The sequence below is a fragment of the Rothia sp. HMSC072B04 genome (genome assembly GCF_001813725.1).
GTDB lineage: Bacteria > Actinomycetota > Actinomycetes > Actinomycetales > Micrococcaceae > Rothia > Rothia mucilaginosa.
Genome location: NZ_KV813811.1, coordinates 201,792 through 219,376 on the forward strand (window position 1 = coordinate 201,792; position 17,585 = coordinate 219,376).

General features: G+C 57.9%; 14 protein-coding genes and 1 pseudogene. All 15 read right to left on the reverse strand.

Features of this window, described 5'->3' with window-relative positions; translation table 11 throughout:
- Positions 1–7: 7 nt before the first annotated feature.
- Positions 8–1,168: a pseudouridine synthase gene (locus tag HMPREF2928_RS07415; RefSeq protein WP_070688038.1), complete on the reverse strand. Its 1,161-nt coding sequence runs from the start codon at positions 1,166–1,168 to the stop codon at positions 8–10.
- 81 nt (positions 1,169–1,249) lie between these two features.
- Positions 1,250–2,278 (reverse strand): SMC-Scp complex subunit ScpB, encoded by a 1,029-nt coding sequence (scpB, locus tag HMPREF2928_RS09005; RefSeq protein ID WP_083311399.1) that lies wholly within the window; start codon positions 2,276–2,278, stop codon positions 1,250–1,252.
- Positions 2,271–3,299: a segregation and condensation protein A gene (locus tag HMPREF2928_RS07425; RefSeq protein WP_070629546.1), complete on the reverse strand. Its 1,029-nt coding sequence runs from the start codon at positions 3,297–3,299 to the stop codon at positions 2,271–2,273. The genes scpB and HMPREF2928_RS07425 overlap by 8 nt, the downstream gene beginning before the upstream one ends.
- A gap of 192 nt (positions 3,300–3,491) precedes the next feature.
- Positions 3,492–4,352, reverse strand: coding sequence for a ParA family protein (locus tag HMPREF2928_RS07430; RefSeq protein WP_005506637.1), 861 nt, complete (start codon positions 4,350–4,352; stop codon positions 3,492–3,494).
- Between the two features lie 94 nt (positions 4,353–4,446).
- Positions 4,447–5,736, reverse strand: coding sequence for a site-specific tyrosine recombinase XerD (locus HMPREF2928_RS07435; RefSeq protein ID WP_060823707.1), 1,290 nt, complete (start codon positions 5,734–5,736; stop codon positions 4,447–4,449).
- Between the two features lie 92 nt (positions 5,737–5,828).
- Positions 5,829–6,503 (reverse strand): NUDIX domain-containing protein, encoded by a 675-nt coding sequence (locus tag HMPREF2928_RS07440; RefSeq protein ID WP_049350387.1) that lies wholly within the window; start codon positions 6,501–6,503, stop codon positions 5,829–5,831.
- Positions 6,504–6,648: 145 nt separating this feature from the next.
- Positions 6,649–8,343, reverse strand: coding sequence for a CTP synthase (locus tag HMPREF2928_RS07445; RefSeq protein WP_005506644.1), 1,695 nt, complete (start codon positions 8,341–8,343; stop codon positions 6,649–6,651).
- Between the two features lie 340 nt (positions 8,344–8,683).
- Positions 8,684–10,402, reverse strand: coding sequence for a DNA repair protein RecN (recN, locus tag HMPREF2928_RS07450; protein ID WP_070634472.1), 1,719 nt, complete (start codon positions 10,400–10,402; stop codon positions 8,684–8,686).
- A gap of 19 nt (positions 10,403–10,421) precedes the next feature.
- The gene (locus HMPREF2928_RS07455) at positions 10,422–11,429 is read right to left on the reverse strand and encodes an NAD kinase (RefSeq protein ID WP_102034204.1); all 1,008 of its coding nucleotides are present in this window, start codon (positions 11,427–11,429) and stop codon (positions 10,422–10,424) included.
- Between the two features lie 298 nt (positions 11,430–11,727).
- Entirely contained in the window at positions 11,728–13,386 is a 1,659-nt protein-coding gene (merA, locus tag HMPREF2928_RS09010; RefSeq protein ID WP_083311400.1) for a mercury(II) reductase, read from the reverse strand.
- Positions 13,387–13,421: 35 nt separating this feature from the next.
- Positions 13,422–13,742: pseudogene (gene merR, locus HMPREF2928_RS09015) on the reverse strand (Hg(II)-responsive transcriptional regulator); the annotation flags it as partial.
- Between the two features lie 217 nt (positions 13,743–13,959).
- A complete protein-coding gene (locus tag HMPREF2928_RS07460; protein ID WP_070616645.1) occupies positions 13,960–14,688 on the reverse strand; it encodes a TlyA family RNA methyltransferase in 729 nt (242 codons plus the stop codon).
- Positions 14,689–14,778: 90 nt separating this feature from the next.
- A complete protein-coding gene (locus HMPREF2928_RS07465) occupies positions 14,779–14,946 on the reverse strand; it encodes a hypothetical protein (protein WP_005506658.1) in 168 nt (55 codons plus the stop codon).
- Complete coding sequence (locus tag HMPREF2928_RS07470) at positions 14,939–15,976, reverse strand: HAD-IIA family hydrolase (protein ID WP_070616648.1); 1,038 nt, start codon at positions 15,974–15,976, stop codon at positions 14,939–14,941. The genes HMPREF2928_RS07465 and HMPREF2928_RS07470 overlap by 8 nt, the downstream gene beginning before the upstream one ends.
- Before the next feature lie 189 nt (positions 15,977–16,165).
- Positions 16,166–17,287 (reverse strand): tetratricopeptide repeat protein, encoded by a 1,122-nt coding sequence (locus HMPREF2928_RS07475; protein WP_070616650.1) that lies wholly within the window; start codon positions 17,285–17,287, stop codon positions 16,166–16,168.
- Positions 17,288–17,585 lie beyond the last annotated feature (298 nt).

Genomic DNA, 17,585 nt, shown 5'->3' on the forward strand with positions numbered 1-17,585 from the left:
AGCGTTATTACATGTCCACCGAAGCGAGCAGGTGACCGATCTCGACCTTGGAGAGGTTACGGACGGTACCCTGCTTCTGCGAACCAATACGGATCGGGCCCATCTCAACGCGGACCAGGCGCTCAACCGGGTAACCGACAGCGTCGAAGAGGCGGCGCACGATGCGGTTCTTACCGGAGTGGATGGTCACTTCAACGAGCACGTGGCCGGGGGTGGAGTCCACCAGCTTGAACTCGTCCACGCGGGTCACGCCGTCTTCCAGGCGAATACCCTTCTTCATGGCTGCGCCGACGCCGGGCTCCATGGGGCCGGGAACCTGCACCAGGTAGGTCTTGGGCACCTCGTAGGAGGGGTGGGTGAGGCGGTTCGCCAGTTCGCCGTCGTTGGTCAGCAGCAGCAGACCTTCGGTTTCGACGTCCAGGCGGCCCACGTGGAATACGCGCTCGCTCATGGAGGAACGCAGGAAGTCGGAGATGCAGGGGCGACCTTCGGGGTCTTCCATGGTGGAGACCACGCCGGCGGGCTTGTTGAATGCCATGTAGACGAGCTTGTCGTTGGTCTGAACGGTCATGCCGTCCACCTGCACGGTTACCTTGGAGGGGTCCACGCGCACACCCAGCTCGGTCACGACTTCACCGTTGACGGTAACGCGGCCTTCGGTAATCATTTCTTCGCAGACGCGGCGGGATGCCACACCGGCCTGAGCCAGCAGCTTCTGCAGGCGCACGCCGTCGTGGTCGTAGAACTCGTAGTGGTCTACCGGGGCGTTGCGGGGGCGGCGGGGGCGGTGCGGGCCAGCGTAGTTGCTGACGCGGTATTCGCCGCGCTCGTGGGCGAAGGCTTCGCCGGAGCGGTAGGGGCGGCCCGGTGCGCGGCGTTCGCGCTTGGGCAGTTCGGTGCCGCGGCCTCGGCCGGAACCTGCGCGGCCTGCGCCGAACTTCTTCTCGCCAAACTTCTTGTCACCGAACTTCTTCTCGCCGAAGCCCTTTGCGCCGCCCTTGCCCGCACCGTTCTTCGGTGCGCCGGGGCGACCGCCGCGTGCGGAGGCACCCTTAGCGCCGGGCTTACCACCCTGACCGGGACGAGCAGCGCCGGGACGGCCACCGCGGGAGTTCTGGGGGCGACCGGATGCAGAGCGGCCGCCGCGGGAGGAGTTTCCATATGCCATGGTGTTCTTCTCTTTTCTGTCGTATAGTGCGAACGTTTCAGGCTTTTCCCGAACGTTCGTTCGTCTTATTGATTCGTTGTCTTAGTCGTTGCCCTCGGCAAGCACTGCGGCTTCCGTGTCATCGGGCAGGAAGGGCGCGAGCGCCGGCAGCTCCTCCAGGGAGTTCAACCCGAGCTTCGCCAGTAGCAGCTCCGTGGTTTCGTAGAGGGTCGCGCCGCTTCCGGCTTCTCGCCCTGCTTCACGAATCAGCTGCCGTTGCAACAGCTGACGGATTGCCGCGTCCGCGTTTACGCCTCGAATGGAGGCTACCCTCGCCCTGGTCACCGGCTGCTGGTAGGCAATCACGGCGAGCGTCTCGTAGGCGGGCTTGCTGAGGGTTGCGCTCTTGGAGCGGGTCACGAAGCGTGCCACCCAGGGGGCGAAGTCGTCGCGGGCGTAGAGCTTCCAGCCTCCTGCGATGTTCCGCAGCTGGAATCCGCGCGGTTCGGGCGCCACCCGGTTTTTGTCTTCTCCGTAGCCGCTTTCTTCGCCGTTGTACTCGCGGTACAACTGGTCGAGCGCGTGCTCAACAGCTCGTTCGCTGACGATGAGCGCGGCGGAGAGTTCACGCACGCTCACGGGCGCTTCGGCAACGGCGAGGATCGCTTCGATGGCACTTTTGACGCCGCCGGGGATTGCCTCGACCTTCGAGAATTCGGCTTCGGCATCGACCGCCACGCTGGGTGCGGTGGAGGGGCCTCCCGCCGGAATCTTTGCCGATTTCGTTACCGATTTCGTTGCCGGTTCCTTCGACTCGCGGGATGCAGTTTCCTGCGATTCCTCGGAGCCGTCGGAAATGTCGGAACCATCGGAGTCCTCTACCGTTTCGGCGGCTTCAGCCTCCTCAGCTTCTTCGGTCACCTCATCCAGAGGAGCGGCCGCTACCTCGTGCTCAGCCGGCTCAGCGTCCGCCTCAGCAGGCTTCGAGATTTCAGACTCTACCGCCTCTACCGGCACCGAGTCAGCCTGTTCCGAATCCTCGTCTGCGTTCGGATCCCAGTAGCCCATGTTCACGATCGCAAGGTCGTCGGGGGTGAATTCACGGTCAAAGCGTGAGCCATGATTACTCATAATCCTCCTCTACCGATCCCGTGTTAGCTTCAGATTCGTTCGCAGATTCGTTCACTTGGGGTGATTCTGGTGGTTCAGGTGCTTCGCTGGTTTCGTGCGCATCCTGTGTGCCTGCGGTGTCTGCAGTTTCTTCACGGATCACGAACTGTGCCGCGCTCGCGCTCGCACGTACCCGAATAGCTCCGAGCGGTGCGTCCTGTTCCACGTGCAGGGCACCTTCTTTGTAGAGCTCAAGCAGGGCGAGAAAACGAACCACCGCGATTTCTAGTTCGCCGGATCCTTGAACCAGTTCGGCGAAGCTCAGTTCCCGCGCCGCGGTATCGAGCAGGCTGTGCAAAATGTAGTGTTCTTCAGCCGCGATGGTGGTTAGCGGAACGTGCAGGTGCTCGTTGAGTTCTTCAACGATTTCTTCGGGTTCCGGTTCGGGCTCTTTGGGGGTTCGGCTCAGCGCTGCTGCGGCGATGCGGGCGAACTCTTCGGCGCCTCCGGTGAAAACCAGCTCGGGAAGTGCCTGGGCGAATCGTTCTTCGAGGGCTACCGCACGAGGAAAACGTTGTGCTTCTTGCGCCCAGCGTTCAGCAAAAATATCGGCAACTTCACGGTAAGCGCGGTATTGTAGCAGACGGGCGAAAAGCAGGTCGCGTGCCTCCAGCAGTGCAACGTCCTCTTCGAGGGGTTCACGATGCTGCGGGAGCAGGCGTGCGGTTTTGAGTTCCAGCAGGGTTGCGGCGGTGACCAGAAATTCGCTGGCTTCGTCGAGTGCACGTTCGGTGCCTTCAGCGTAGAGGGCGTGCAGGTATGCGAGGAACTCGTCGGTGACCTCTGCGAGCGCCACCTCGGTAATGTCGAGTTTACGGCGCGAAATCAGGGTCAGTAGAAGATCAAAGGGACCCTCAAAATTACTGAGGGTGAGGGTGAAACCGCGTTCCGGGTTCTGCAGGCCGCGGCCCTCAGTCCGGGCGTTCGCGGCGGTGTCTGCGTTCGGTGTCGGTACCCTCACGGCAGCGACGTTCGTGGTCATAAACGACCTATTCTCCTTAGGTTTATTCTCCCCGGCTTTGTTGGTGCCGTCTCAGATGCGGCTTCTGCTTCGCCTATTTTTTCGGCGTAAGCAGTGTGCGGGGGTCTTTAGAATCCACACAATTATACGCCCTCTGCCGGTGTGACTCAAGGGTGAGAGTCACCTCAGCAGAGGGCGTATAGATGTGGGGCTTTAGCGTGCGCCGCCCTTGTAGATCAGTTCGCGTGCCACCTGGCGGTATGCTTCCGCGCCGGGGTGGCTGGAGGCGTAGCTGAGAATCGGCTCAGCGGACACCGACGCGTCCGGGAACTTCACGGTGCGCTTGATGACGGTGTCGAAAACCTTGTCGCCGAATGCGTCCACGATGCGCGCCAGAACTTCCTTGGAGTGGATGGTGCGCGCATCGAACATGGTGGCAAGTACGCCGGAGATTTCGAGGTCGGGGTTCAGGCGGTCCTGAACCTTCTCGATGGAGTCGACCAGCAGTGCGACGGCGCGCAGCGCGAAGAACTCACAAATCAGCGGAATGATGACCCCTTCGGAAGCGGTCAGTGCATTGACGGTCAGCAGGCCCAGGGAGGGCTGGCAGTCGATGAGGATGACGTCGTATTCGTCGCGGACCTTGCGCAGTGCCGAGGCGAGAACCTGCTCGCGAGCCACTTCGTTGACCAGCTGGACTTCAGCTGCGGAGAGGTCAATGTTGGCGGGCAGCAGGTCGATGTTCTCCACGCCGGTAGGCAGGATGACGTCCTTGATGTCGACCTTGCGGTCCATCATGACGTTGTAGACGGTCAGGTCCAGTTCGTGCGGGTTCGCACCGAAACCGGCGGAGAGAGCACCCTGCGGGTCGAAGTCGACCAGCAGCACCTTACGGCCGCATTCTGCCAGCGCCGCGCCCAGGTTAATGGTGGAGGTGGTCTTACCCACGCCGCCCTTCTGATTCACCATAGAGATAATGCGGGCGGGACCGTGGCTGCTCAGCGGAGCCGGGTCGGGGTATACGCGCAGGGGTCGACCGGTGGGGCCGAGTTCTTGAGCCTGAGCTTCAGTCAATGGTTCACCTTCATCAATGAATTCGAAGTTTTAAAGTTTAAGCGTTGTCTATAAGGTTACCTCAAGAGCGGCTGTTCCGCGGATTGACGGGGTTTTATCCCCGTTCGTGAGCACGCGGATGCGCCATGCGGTACACCTCCATGAGCCCCTCGGGCGTAACCTTGGTGTACACCTGAGTGGTGGCGATGGAAGCGTGCCCGAGCAGTTCTTGCACCACGCGAATATCGGCTCCGCCCTGCAACAGGTGCGTTGCGAAGCTGTGGCGCATGGAGTGCGGTGAGAAGTCGGAGCTGAGCCCGGCGGCTTCGGCGGCTTCCTTGAGGATGAGCCAGGCGCCTTGGCGTCCGAGTCTGCTGCCTCGGCCGTTGACGAAGAGCGCGGCGGTGCCTTTACCGTGCGCTACGAGGGAGGGGCGGGCACGCACCAGGTAGTCTTGGATTGCTTTTTGGGCGTAGCTACCAATAGGTACGAGTCGCTCTTTATTTCCTTTGCCGAAGAGTCGAACGTAGCCGGGCAGAGTGATCTGGTTGCCGTCTTCATCGGTGAGGGTTCCTTCGAAGTGCACGTCGTCGATATCGGCGTTGAGCATTTCGCTCACGCGCGCGCCGGTGGCGTAGAGGAATTCGAGGATGGCTCGGTTACGTAGCCCGGTTGCGGTTTCGCGGTCGGGTACGGCGAGTAGCCGCTGGATGTCTTCTACGCTGACTGCTTTGGGTAGGCGTTTAACGTTCTTGGGCGGGGTGACCGGTGCCGCCGGGTCGGTGGGCACGATGAGCGCGGAGACCCAGAAGGCGTGTGCTCCGCGGACTGCCGCCATGGTGCGGGCGATGGAGTTCGGGCCCAAGGGCAGGGGCAGGCTCGGCGCGCCTTCAGCGGTTGGCGTTTCTTTTTCTGGCGCCCCGGCTTTCTCCGGCTGCCCGGCACGACCTTTTCCAGTACCTCGCCCCGACTCGGAGGCGATCATCAGCGCCAGCGATTCTGCGGCTTCTTCCTGCACTTCCTGAAATTCCTGCGCGTTCTGCTTGTTCTTCTCCCCCGCTTCAAATCCGGCAAGGGGCACGGTGGGGGCGGCGAGTTCCCGCATGAAGGAGCGTACCTGCGCGGTGGTGATGCGTTCGGGGTCGATGACGCCGAGGGTCGCCATGTAGGCGCTGTATCGTCGCAGGTCGCGCGCGTAGGAGGCGATGGTGTGTTCACTGCTTCCTCGCTCCACGCGCAGGTGGATGAGGTACTGCTCGATGGCTCTCTGCAGCGGGGTCTGCGCCTCCTGGTGGGAAGCACCCAGGGCAGAAGAACCCAGCATGGAGGAACCAGCAGAAGAGGGCACGCCGAGCAGACCCGCGCCGCGGGGTGTCTTGCTCACCGTACTTTTTGCCTGCTTCACGCTATCTCCTCTGCCGGTTCTGTTGATATTTGGGCCTCTTGACGTTTGGGTTTGCCGTAGGCGAGACTACTCCCCCGCCCTACGTTCGGTTCTTAGTGGTTGCGGAAGTTCTCCGGCTTTTCGCGGCGCTGTCCCATGTAGGGGTGGAACTCCCAGCCGCCCTCGGCGGGGCGCAGACCTTCAAAGTTGTTCTGCGCCGCCGCGTAGGTGGCGAGTACCGCCTGGATAGCGAGCGCGTTGTGAACCTTTCCGCCCAGTACCAGCTGTACTGCCTCGGCGAGGGGCACCCAGCGGTAGGTCATTTCGGCTTCTTCTTCGGTGCGTTCGCTACGTTCTTCGGCGGGCAGTTCCGAGAGATTACGCGCCAGGTAGACGCGGCCTGCTTCGCTGGTTGCGCCGGGGCTGCTGAAGTAGTCGGTCAGAGCGTTCCAGGTGCCTGCCTGCAGGTCTGCCTCTTCGGCAAGTTCGCGCTGCGCGGCGACCAGGGGGTCTTCACCGTCGATGTCGAGCAGTCCGGCGGGTACTTCCCAGAGGTTCATGCGCACCGGGTGGCGGTACTGGTTGAGCATCAGCAGTTCGTTGTTGTCGTTGAGGACCGCCACGGCGACGGCGCCGGGCATTTCCACGACGTCGCGGGTCAGCACGGTGTTTTCGTTGAGTTCGTACTCTTCAACGGTCGTTTCGATCACGTAGCCGCTGTACTTCACGGTGCGGGTGCGGATGGTGCGTTCGGAGGGTGCATCAATAATCTGCTGGTTGTTGCTCATTCTTTCATTGTAGGCGGCTTCTTAGCCCCGCTACGTTTGGCGCGTCAGGTACAGGCACGGAATAAGGCACGTTTAGGTTTAAACGAAAGCATCCCGCTCTCCCCAGTACGGGGTGAGCGGGATGCTGAACGTTCGTGCCTAGATGTTAGGCGCCGCGGCGCTCCAGAGCAGCCTTAATCAGGCCGGAGAAGAGCGGGTGCGGGCGGGTCGGACGCGAGCGGTACTCGGGGTGTGCCTGAGTTGCCACGTAGTAGGGGTGTGCCTCTGCGGGCAGTTCCACGTACTCGACCAGCGAGGAGTCCGGGGAGGTACCGGAGATGCGCAGGCCTGCTTCTTCAAGCTGCTCGCGGTACTCGTTGTTCACCTCGTAGCGGTGGCGGTGACGCTCTGCAACCTCGGTTGCACCGTACGCCTTAGCTACCTGAGAGCCGGGAACCAGGTTTGCCTTGTACAGGCCCAGACGCATGGTGCCGCCCAGGTCGCCTGCACCTTCGACGAACTGCTTCTGCTCTTCGATGGTTGCGATGACCGGTACGGAGGTTTCCGGATCGAATTCGGTGGAGGATGCTTCGGTCAGACCCAGTACGTTGCGTGCGTACTCGATGACCATGGACTGCAGGCCGAGGCAGATGCCCAGGGTCGGGATCTTGTGCTCGCGTGCGTACTTGAGGGCGCCGATCTTGCCGTCCAGGCCGCGGATGCCGAAGCCGCCGGGCACGAGGATTGCGTCCATGTTGCGCAGCTGGTGGTCTGCATCTTCGTCGGTTGCGCACAGGTCTGCTGCAACCCACTTGATGTTGACCTTCACGTTGTTTGCGAAGCCGCCGGCTCGCAGAGCCTCGGAGACGGACAGGTATGCGTCGGGCAGGTCGATGTACTTACCGACCAGACCAACGTTGACCTCTGCTGCGGGGCGGTGCACTGCGTCGAGCAGGCGGTCCCACTGGGTGAAGTCCGGTGCGGGAGCCTCAATGCCGAAGTAGTCGAGGATGTAGTCGTCGAGCTTCTGGCTGTGCAGGGTCTTGGGGATGTCGTAGATGCTGGGTGCGTCGGCGCAGGAGATGACTGCGTCGCTGTCCACGTCGCATGCGTTACCGATCTTGGTACGGTGCGATACGGGAACCTCACGCTCACAGCGCAGGATCAGACCGTCAGGCTGGATGCCCAGGCCGCGCAGTGCTGCGACGGAGTGCTGGGTCGGCTTGGTCTTGAGCTCGCCGGAGGGGCCGATGAAGGGCACCAGGGAGACGTGCAAGAAGAAGACGTTCTTGCGGCCAACATCGCGGCGTACCTGGCGTGCTGCCTCCATGAAGGGCAGGGACTCGATATCGCCGACGGTACCACCGATTTCGGTGATGATGATGTCGGGTGCGTTGTCAATTTCCGCTGCGTGACGCATGCGGGCCTTGATTTCGTCGGTAATGTGAGGGATGACCTGGACGGTGTCGCCGAGGTATTCGCCGCGGCGTTCCTTTGCGATGACGGAGGAGTAGACCTGGCCAGTGGTCACGTTAGCGGACTGGTCGAGGTTTTCGTCCAGGAAGCGCTCATAGTGTCCGATGTCGAGGTCGGTTTCAGCACCGTCGTCGGTGACAAAGACTTCACCGTGCTGGAAGGGGTTCATCGTACCGGGGTCGACGTTCAGGTAGGGGTCAAACTTCTGCATGGTCACAGAGAGGCCACGTGCGCGAAGAAGCTGACCGAGGGAAGAGGCCGACAGACCCTTACCGAGAGAAGATGCAACGCCGCCGGTTACGAAAATCTGGCGGGTTACCTTGTCGTTAGAGGACGCGTTCAGAGCGTTATTTTTTTCATTCACCACGGAATTTAAGCCTACCATTTTCTTGTCTGCTATCCAAGCAGAGGGTTTTGCCGCGAGAGGATTCTCTCAGGCGGTTTTCCCTCCCCTATTTGTCCTTATCACCACTGTAAACGGAGCTGGGGATTTATTATTCCCGCCGCGCCGTGTAGAAGCAGGTGTAGGAGCATTCACAGAGTATCTCACATCCTCTGGGCTCCATGCGCCGCTATTGGTCACCGGCATGGGCTGCACCGGCAACTTTCCGAGGCAGGCTCGCGCACTTCAGCTCTTTTGATGGTCTTTAGTGCGAAAGATGCCACCTTTCGGCGCTTTTGCCAGCACTTTCCCAATGCTTTTCCCGGCAGGTTTGCCGTCAGTTTCAGCGCCCCTGCGGCACTTCTCGACCGGCGGCAAGCAGCTCTCGAGCGTGCTCTCGCGCCGATTCTGATTGATCGTGTCCGGAGAGCATTCGCGCCAGTTCCACCACGCGCTCCTCTTCGGAAAGCACCTTGACCTTTGAGAGGGACGCGTCATCGTTTTTCAGCACGAGGATGTGCTGGTCCGCGAAGGCGGCAACCTGCGGCAGGTGGGTGACCACCAGAACCTGCACGTGTCGGGCGAGCATGGCGAGGCGGCGACCGATTTCGATAGCTGCCTTACCGCCCACGCCGGAGTCCACCTCGTCGAAGATGAAGGTGGGTACGGGGTCCACTTCAGCAAGCACTACCTCCAGGGCGAGCATCACGCGGGAGAGCTCGCCGCCGGAGGCGCCCTTACCGAGCGGGCGCGGCACGGCGGTTCGGTGCGGCGCCAGCATGAAGGTCACGGTGTCTCGGCCGTGTACCGAGAACTTTTCAGCTTCGGCAACCTCCACGACCAGGGAGGCGTTCGGCATGGCAAGAGCAGTGAGCTCTTCGCTGACGGCATCCGCCAGTTTCTGCGCGGCAGCACGGCGCAGGGCGGTCAGCTCTTCTGCCTGGGCGCCAAGCACCTTGCGTAGCTGTACCAGCTCGGTTTCGAGGGTTTCCTGTCGCTGCGGATCATCCACCAGGGTCTCGAGGCGTGCGCGGGATTCTTCGGCCCATTCAAGCACCTCGGCGATATCCGCCCCGTACTTGCGGGTGAGAGTCGCCAGCTGGGCGCGGCGAGTCTGCACCTGCGCCAGACGTTCGGGGCCTTCAACATCCAGGGATGCCATGTAGGAGGACAGCTCCGAGGAGATATCGGTGGCAAGAATCAACAGCTCGTTGACGCGCGCGGCGAGGGAGGCAAGCTCTTCGTCAGCGTCTGCCTGCGCCTGTAGCGCGGAGCGGCTTGCATCGAGCAGACTCATGACGCTCTGCTCGTCGCCGGTGGAGTATTCGCTACCGCTAATCGCTGCGGATGCGGTTGCCGAGGCAATGCGTAGCGCTTCCACGTTCATGAGCTTCACCATTTCGGCTTTGAGCTCTTCTTCTTCCCCGGCCTGCGGATTGACGGCGCTGATTTCTTCGAGGGCACCCTGCAGGGTCTGCGCTTCGAGGGCTCGTGCGCGAGAGTTTTCGCGTACTTCCTTCAGCTCTGCGGCGGCGGCGCGGTATCGCTCGTAGTTTTCGCGGTACTTCTCAAGCAGGTTGGCGAGCTCTTCACCCGCGTACAGGTCGAGGGACTGGCGCTGCTCTGCCGCTGATTTGAGGCGCAACTGATCGGACTGGCCGTGGACTGCAACAAGAGTCTGACCAATCTGAGACAGGGTTCCGATGGGCGCGGAGCAACCTCCAACATGCGCGCGGGAGCGTCCCGAGGCGTTGACGGTGCGTGCCAGAAGCAGCTCGGAGGTCTGTTCGTCGATGTCTTCGGCGGTGCCGCCGGCTTCTTCAGCAAGCTCAAGGGCGCGGTGCCCGTGGGGCAGGCGAATGACTGCTTCGGCGAGGGCGCTCTTGGCGCCGTTGCGCACGCTGGATGCGTCGGATCGGGCGCCCAGGAGCATGCCGAGGGCAGTGACGACCATGGTTTTACCTGCGCCGGTTTCGCCGGTCAGCACGGAGAATCCGGGTTCGAGGGGGAGCCTCGCATCGGTGATGATGCCGAGGTCTCGAATATGGATTTCCTCAATCACGAACGTTCATTCCTTTTCTTTAGTGCTTCTCGGTATCCTGCGGGCCGCGCCAGCCACGGATCGGAAGCTCAAATTTACGCACCAGTCGCTCTGAGAAGGGAGCCGGGTGGATACGGGCGAGCAGCACCGACTTTTCGGAGCGTCTCACCTCAATACGGGAGCCGGGGTCCAGCTCTACGGTTCGGCGGCCATCGCACCAGAGCACGCCGGAAGCGCCGTTTCCGGGCATCATTTCTACCGCCAGAGTGGAGGTCGGCGCTGCTACCAGCGGGCGTGCGAAGAGCGCGTGAGCCGAGAGGGGCACCATGAGAATTGCTTCAACTTCGGGCCAGACGACCGGGCCGCCGCCGGAGAAAGCGTAGGCGGTCGAGCCGGTGGGGGTTCCCATGACCACGCCGTCGCATCCGAAGCTGCTGAGCGGGCGGCAGTCCACCTCGATAATGACTTCAATCATTTTTTCGCGGTTGCCCTTTTCGACGCTGGCTTCGTTCAGCGCCCAGTCGCTGTGCACGCGCTTGCCGTCGTTCCAGACTTCCACGTCGATTGCCATGCGTTCTTCAACGGTGTATTCGTTGTTGACGATGCAGCGAACGGTTTCGGTCAGGTCGCTCTCTTCGGATTCGGCGAGGAAGCCGACGTGCCCCAGGTTCACACCGATGAGCGGAACACTGGTTCGGCGCACCATTTCTGCGGCGCGAAGAATCGAACCGTCACCACCGAGCACCACGCCGAGTTCAATATCGATGAGCGCCACGGATTCGTGGACGACCTGCACGGGGACGGGCTCGTCCCAGTTTTCACTCAGGGTCTCCAGATCGGAGCGAGTCATGACGGGTGCGAGTCCCGCTTCGTAGAGCTGGGTGCATGCCTGTCGGGCGGCATCTCGTGCTTCTTTGCGCCCCACGTGGGCGAAGACGAGAATCTTACGGTGACGTTGTTCCACCGAGTCTTCGGAACCATGACGCGCACCTGCGGTAGCTACCTGCGCGGTTGCTTCCTGCGGTGCGTGGCCTTCGTGTTCTGCCATAACGACTCTCTCCCATCGGGTGTTGAGATGGTGTATCTACACCTATCATACCGAATATGTTCTCGAAGATTTTCTAAATAGCTATATTTTTAGAAAATTATTTCGAATAATGTATAGCTGGGGTATCTCTAAAATACCTGTAAAAATACCTGCGAATAGCGTGGCAGCCTGAGAAAGCCCCGCCCTCAACGCGTCCTGCGTTACCGAGCGGTTTTTCTCAGACTGCCTTAGCACTATTTATTTTCGGCACTATATTTACTTTCGACACCGTTGAATAGGGAGTTGTAAAAAAGTTCCCTTAGCCTGCACAGCAAGATAATTTCGAAACATCTTTGTCAAAAGTTAGGACAGCCAGCTTCAATCCTTCTGCCATTGTTAGATATGGACACATCGTTTCTCTCAGATCTCCAACAGTTAAACCGAATTTCACAGCTAATGTTGCTGCATAAATTACGTCTCCTGCGTTTTCTGCCACTACATGCGCCCCTAACACTTTCAATGTTTTCGCGTCTGCCACTAATTTGAAAACACCTGTTGTTTCCCGATTAACGAGCGCTCTTGGAACAGCATCCAACGGCAATACCGATGTTTTCACTTCATATCCTTTTTCTTTTGCCTGTTGCTCCGTTAAACCAACCGTTGCAATCGATGGAGAAGTAAACGTAACGCCTGGAACCACTTCTAAATTGACCTTTTGATTTAGTCCTCCGATTGCATTACGAGCAGCAAGTCCACCTTCATAAGCAGCTACATAAACAAATTGGGGACCGAGAGTGACATCTCCAGCTGAATAAATTCGGGAATTGGTCGTTTTAAGATAATCATCAATGACAATTTCACCACGGGAACCAACTTCAACGCCTACTGCATGTAAGTTTAATGATTCTGTATTTGGTTTTCTTCCAGTGGCAATTAGCAATTGTTCTGCTTCAATAATTCGCTTTTTACCATTTATCTCAACATGAACTTTTTTAATGTCTCCATCTTGCTCAACTCGTTCATAGGTTGCACCTGTTACTAAATTAATTCCCTGTTCTGTTAAGGCCTTAGTAATGGCTTCTGAAATTTCAGGATCGTATTCTTTTAATAGACGCTCGCTTCTTTGAATCAAAGTGACTTCTGACCCGAGGTTATGAAATAGTTGTCCTAATTCCATGCCGATATATCCTGAACCAATTACGGTAAGACGATTTGGAACCTTCTTTAATTCCAATAAGCTAGTGCTTGTTAAATAATCTACTTCATCTAATCCGGGAATATTAGGTGCAGTTGAAGAAGCACCTGTAGCTATTAAAAATCTTTTGGCTGTGATTTGATTGCCATTTACTTCAACTGTATTTTCATTTACGAATTTTGCTTCACCTTTTATTAATTCAAAACCATAATCATCAATTAAATTCACATATTTTTCATTTCGCATCTCGGTTACTAAATCATTCTTTTGTTTTACTAATGGCGCTAAATCAACATTTGAAGCCGAAGTGTGTAATCCTACAAATGGATTATTTTTTGCTAGATGATTGATTTCCCCTGCTCTTAATAAGGTCTTAGAAGGAACGCATCCGACATTAACGCAAGTTCCACCCACCGTTCCACGCTCAATCATAGCCACTTTTGCGTTCAAAGTAACGGCTTCAATGGCAGATGAAAAGGCAGCTCCACCAGAACCGATGATGATGTAATCATAATCATAGTTACCTTCATCATTTAAACTTACATCTGTCCTTTTTTCCGATTGCACTTGTATTTCTTCTGCTTCGCCCGGGTGATAATTTGCGTCAGCAATCGCCTTTATTGCACTTTCAACCTCAATATCATCGGACAGTTCAAATACTGCTTCACCACGACGATAACTAGACTCAATATTTTTAGCACCTATCTTTTCAAGTGCTGATTCTACGTGTTTTTCACAACCCGTACAAGTCATTCCTGAAATGTTTACCTTAAATTTATTCATAAAAAAGCTCCTTTCGTTTGTTAATTTTTCTATTATAACATAGTTTCAATTCGTTTCAAATCATCTATTTGTTTTCGCACTTCCTTTTGTTTTTTAGAAACAAATTCGAATATATCTTGACAACGAACTTCATCTTTATCTACAACACCAAGTAATTTATAAATCTCGCTTAAAGAGAAACCAAGTTCCTGTATTCGTTTAATAAACCCAACACGCTTAACGTCATCATATGAATATATCCGATAACCAGCTTCCGTTCGGTGAGGTTCTTGTAATAAATTTTTTCGCTCGTAATATCTGATCGTTTCTTTATTAACTCCACATTTATCTGCAAACTCACTAATGCGATAAATCATCTTATTTCACCCCCCTGAATATTATAAACCATGTACCATAGTACACGGTCAAGTAAATTGGACTATTTTATTTTTTCCCAAAGTATCACTCGTATGTGATTGATACTTTTATATAATACTATTGATTATCCTAACATCCCACCAGAAAATCCGATTTAAACACCAGTTGTTTTTAAACTATTAAGAAAGTAATTCCACTATATATTCCGAAGACCCTTTATTTTTTGCACCATAGGAAGTACTCTACGTTGCCGTCCTGTCCGGGGAGCGGGCTGGGTTCCATACCCATCACACGCAACCCGTGGCTCACCGCAGATGCCTGAACTTTTTCCACTGCTTCACGGCGGGCAGATTCTTCGTGCACCACTCCCCCGCGTCCAATGCGGTGCTTGCCGACCTCGAACTGCGGTTTGACCATGAGCACCAGGTCGCCGCCGGTTTCGGTGGCGTTCGCTAGCGCCTCCATGACCAGGGTCAGTGAGATGAACGAGAGGTCAGAAACCGTCAGTTCGACCTGCCCACCAATGTCTTCGGGCTTCATGTAGCGAACGTTGAGTCCTTCGTACACGCCAACTCGCGGTTCTTCGCGTAGCGTGTCCACGAGCTGCCCGTGTCCTACGTCAACGGCGGCTACGTGGGCTGCTCCTCGGCGAAGCAGCACGTCGGTAAAGCCTCCGGTGGATGCTCCCGCATCCAGGCAACGCTTGCCTTCTACCTCGATATCGGGGAACGCGTCGAGGGCACCTGCGAGTTTGTGGCCTGCGCGGCTGACGTATTCGGTCAGCTCGCTCTGGCGCACGTAGAGGGTGTCCTCCGGGCCCACAAGCATGGACGCTTTGCGCGCAACCTTGCCGTTGACTTGCACGTCTCCTGCCGCGATGAGTTTTGCGGCGAGGGTTCGGGAGCTCACGAATCCGGCTTCGACCAGGTATTTATCGAGGCGCACGGTGTCCTTGTCTTCTTTCTGTCGTCGTCTGGTGACGGGTTATCTAGTGCTCCTCAGAGCATTGCTGTTCTGAGGGATCACTGCTGCGAACTAGGAGAGGTTTTCGAGGTCCTTCTCCAGTTGCTCGCTCATCGTTTCGAGGCGCTTGACACGCTCTACGGGGTCCATGGCGAGGGTCGCCGCGAGTTGGCGCTCGAATTCTGCATCAAGCTCAGCGGTTTCCTCTGCCGTGCTATTAGTCTCCGGTTCTTTAGGCACCGGGGATCCCCTGGATGTTGGGGCGTGCGCCCTGTTCGGGGTTTGCTGCCCACCATGCTGCGCAGGCTACGCGCCATGCTTCGGCTTCGCTCTCGCTGCCCGCGAATGCTTCGGTGTCTTCAATCTCGGGGCCGGTCAGGCTCAGGTTTTCACCGCGAACTCGTGCCTGCCAGGTGGGGCCGGTTGCGATGACTTCGTACCCTTCGTAGAGCACCTCAATTTCGGGGTAGGGCGCGAAGAAGTCCTCGAGGGTGCGCAGAATATAGGTCGGACGCTGGTTCGGCACGGCCTCGATGACGTCCTGGTAGGTCTGTACGCCGGTGAGGACGAGGGCGCCGTCCATCTTTGCATTGTTTGCACCGAGAATGTCGGTGTCCAGGCGGTCACCCACGATGACGGGGCGGCTGGAGTTCACAGCCTGCGCTGCGGTGTGGAAGATGGGCGCTTCGGGCTTGCCCGCGACAAGCGGGGTGCGGCGGGTTGCGCTTGCCACGGCTGCTACGAGGGTGCCGTTACCGGGTGCCTGGCCTCGTTCCTTGGGGATGCTCTGGTCGGTATTGGTGGCAATCCAGAGGATGTCGGGGTTTGCGAGGGTGTAGGCGGCTTCCGCAAGGTCTTCCCAGCCGATCTTGGGGTCGAAACCCTGGATGACGGCTACGGGGCCTTCTTCTTCCTTACGTACGGTTTCGAGGCCTACTGCACGAACGCAATCGGCAAGTGCTTCGGTGCCGGTGATGAGTACTTTGGAGCCTGCGGGTACATGCTGTGCGAGCAGTGCGGCGCCTGCCTGTGCGGAGCTGACGACTCGTTCTGCTCGGGTGTGCACACCCAGTTCACGCAGGTGCTCTGCTACGGATTCTACGGAGCGCGATGCGTTGTTGGTGACGAAGATGACCGGTACGTTGAGTTCTTCTTCGGCACGGTTGAGCGCTTCGGGTGCGCCTTCGATGGCGAAGGGACCCGCGTAGACCACGCCGTCCAGATCGGAGAGGAGGGCATCGTAGCGGGATAGGAGTGCGTTCGTGGTCATAGAGTGTTCCTCTCGGGGTCTCTGGCGGTTGTCGCTATTAATCGTACCTGTTAGACACTCTAGCGTTGGTGCCTTCGGGTGATTATGTGGAAAACCGCTGGACGCTCTCCCCTGCTTGGGTGTGGCGTCCAGCGGTTTCACGCTGACACTTAGGTCAAATATTTTAGAATTCTTAGATTCTCTGCAGTCTTATTCTGCGGAGACTTCTTCTGCTTCTTCAGTCTTGGGAGCTTCGGTCTTCTCGTCCTCAGCTACCTCTTCCTGAGCTTCGTTTGCGTCCTCTTCCGCGGAAGCCTCTGCGGTCTCTTCAGCTTCTTCTGCGGTTTCAGTGAGTTCTACGGACTTCTCTTCCTGTTCGAAGAGGCCTGCTTCACCGAACATATCGAAGATTTCAGGTTCTGCGAAATTGCCCTGGCCCAGTGCTGCTTCTGCCATGAATGCGAGGCGTGCCCAGCGTTCTGCTTCCTGGTTACGGCCTGCGTTAGCCAGCGCGTCGGAGTATGCGCTGAACAGACGGGGGCTGTACTCGAAGGCACGCTTGGGGTTCAGCTGAGGAATCTGCAGCGCTACGACAGCTTCAGACTTCTTTCCCTGATCGCTGAGGATGCCGGATTCAACGATGGCGAGTTCTACGCGCACGTTGGCGGGCAGTTCTTCCTTCTTGAATTCTGCAATCATTTCCGTTGCCTTGGGCAGGCGGCCGAGCGCACGTTCGCAGTCCACCAGCAGTGCCAGGTGGTCTACGGCACCGCTAATACGGCGGTGGGTGCGCAGTTCGCGCAGTGCCAGTTCGAAGTCTTCTGCAACGTATGCGGCGACGCCAACGGCTTCGCGTACTGCGGCGATACGGCCTGCGCTGCGGGATGCTGCGACGGCGTGTTCCAGCGCGAATTCGGGGTCGATGTCGAGGTAGCGACCAGCCATGGCGAGGTGCTTTGCGACGGTTTCTGCGTTGCGCGGTTCCAGGGCGCGCAGCTGACGGAAGGTTGCGCCGTCCAGCTCGCGACCGGTGATGTCGTCATCAATTTCCGGCGCCTTGGGCTTTGCGGGACGGTAGCCTGCACGGCCACCAATGCTGCGTACTTCTTCGCGAGGTGCTTCAGCCTCGGGACCGTTAGAGCGAGGTGCCTTGGAACGGGAGTCGGAGCGACGGCCGTCGAACTTCTTGCCTCCGCGGTCGTTACGCTTGAAACCGCCCTTGCCGCCAAAGTTCTTGCCGCCCTTCTTGGAGCGGAAGTCCTTTCCTCCGCTGTTCTTGCGGTGCTGGCGGGGGCCGGAGCCGTTAGACTCGTGACGGGGGGTCTCAGACATGAATCTCCTTGGGAGGTATCCGCCAGTGTGGGCGGGTAGGGTATGCAGTCGATTCGGGCGAACCGCTGCCTGAGGCATCAACTCTATGAGGGGTGCTTTAGATACACCCGCTAATGCCTAAACATAAGCCATACCATTCTAGTATAGAGAGCACCTTCCGTGCACCCGTACTGATGGGATGTTAAAGACAAATGGGGAGGCCTAACGGCCTCCCCAAACAAAAATAGCCCCGGCGAAGCCGGGGCTATTGAATAATAAAGCGGCAATAACCTACTCTCCCACACCCACAAAAGTGCAG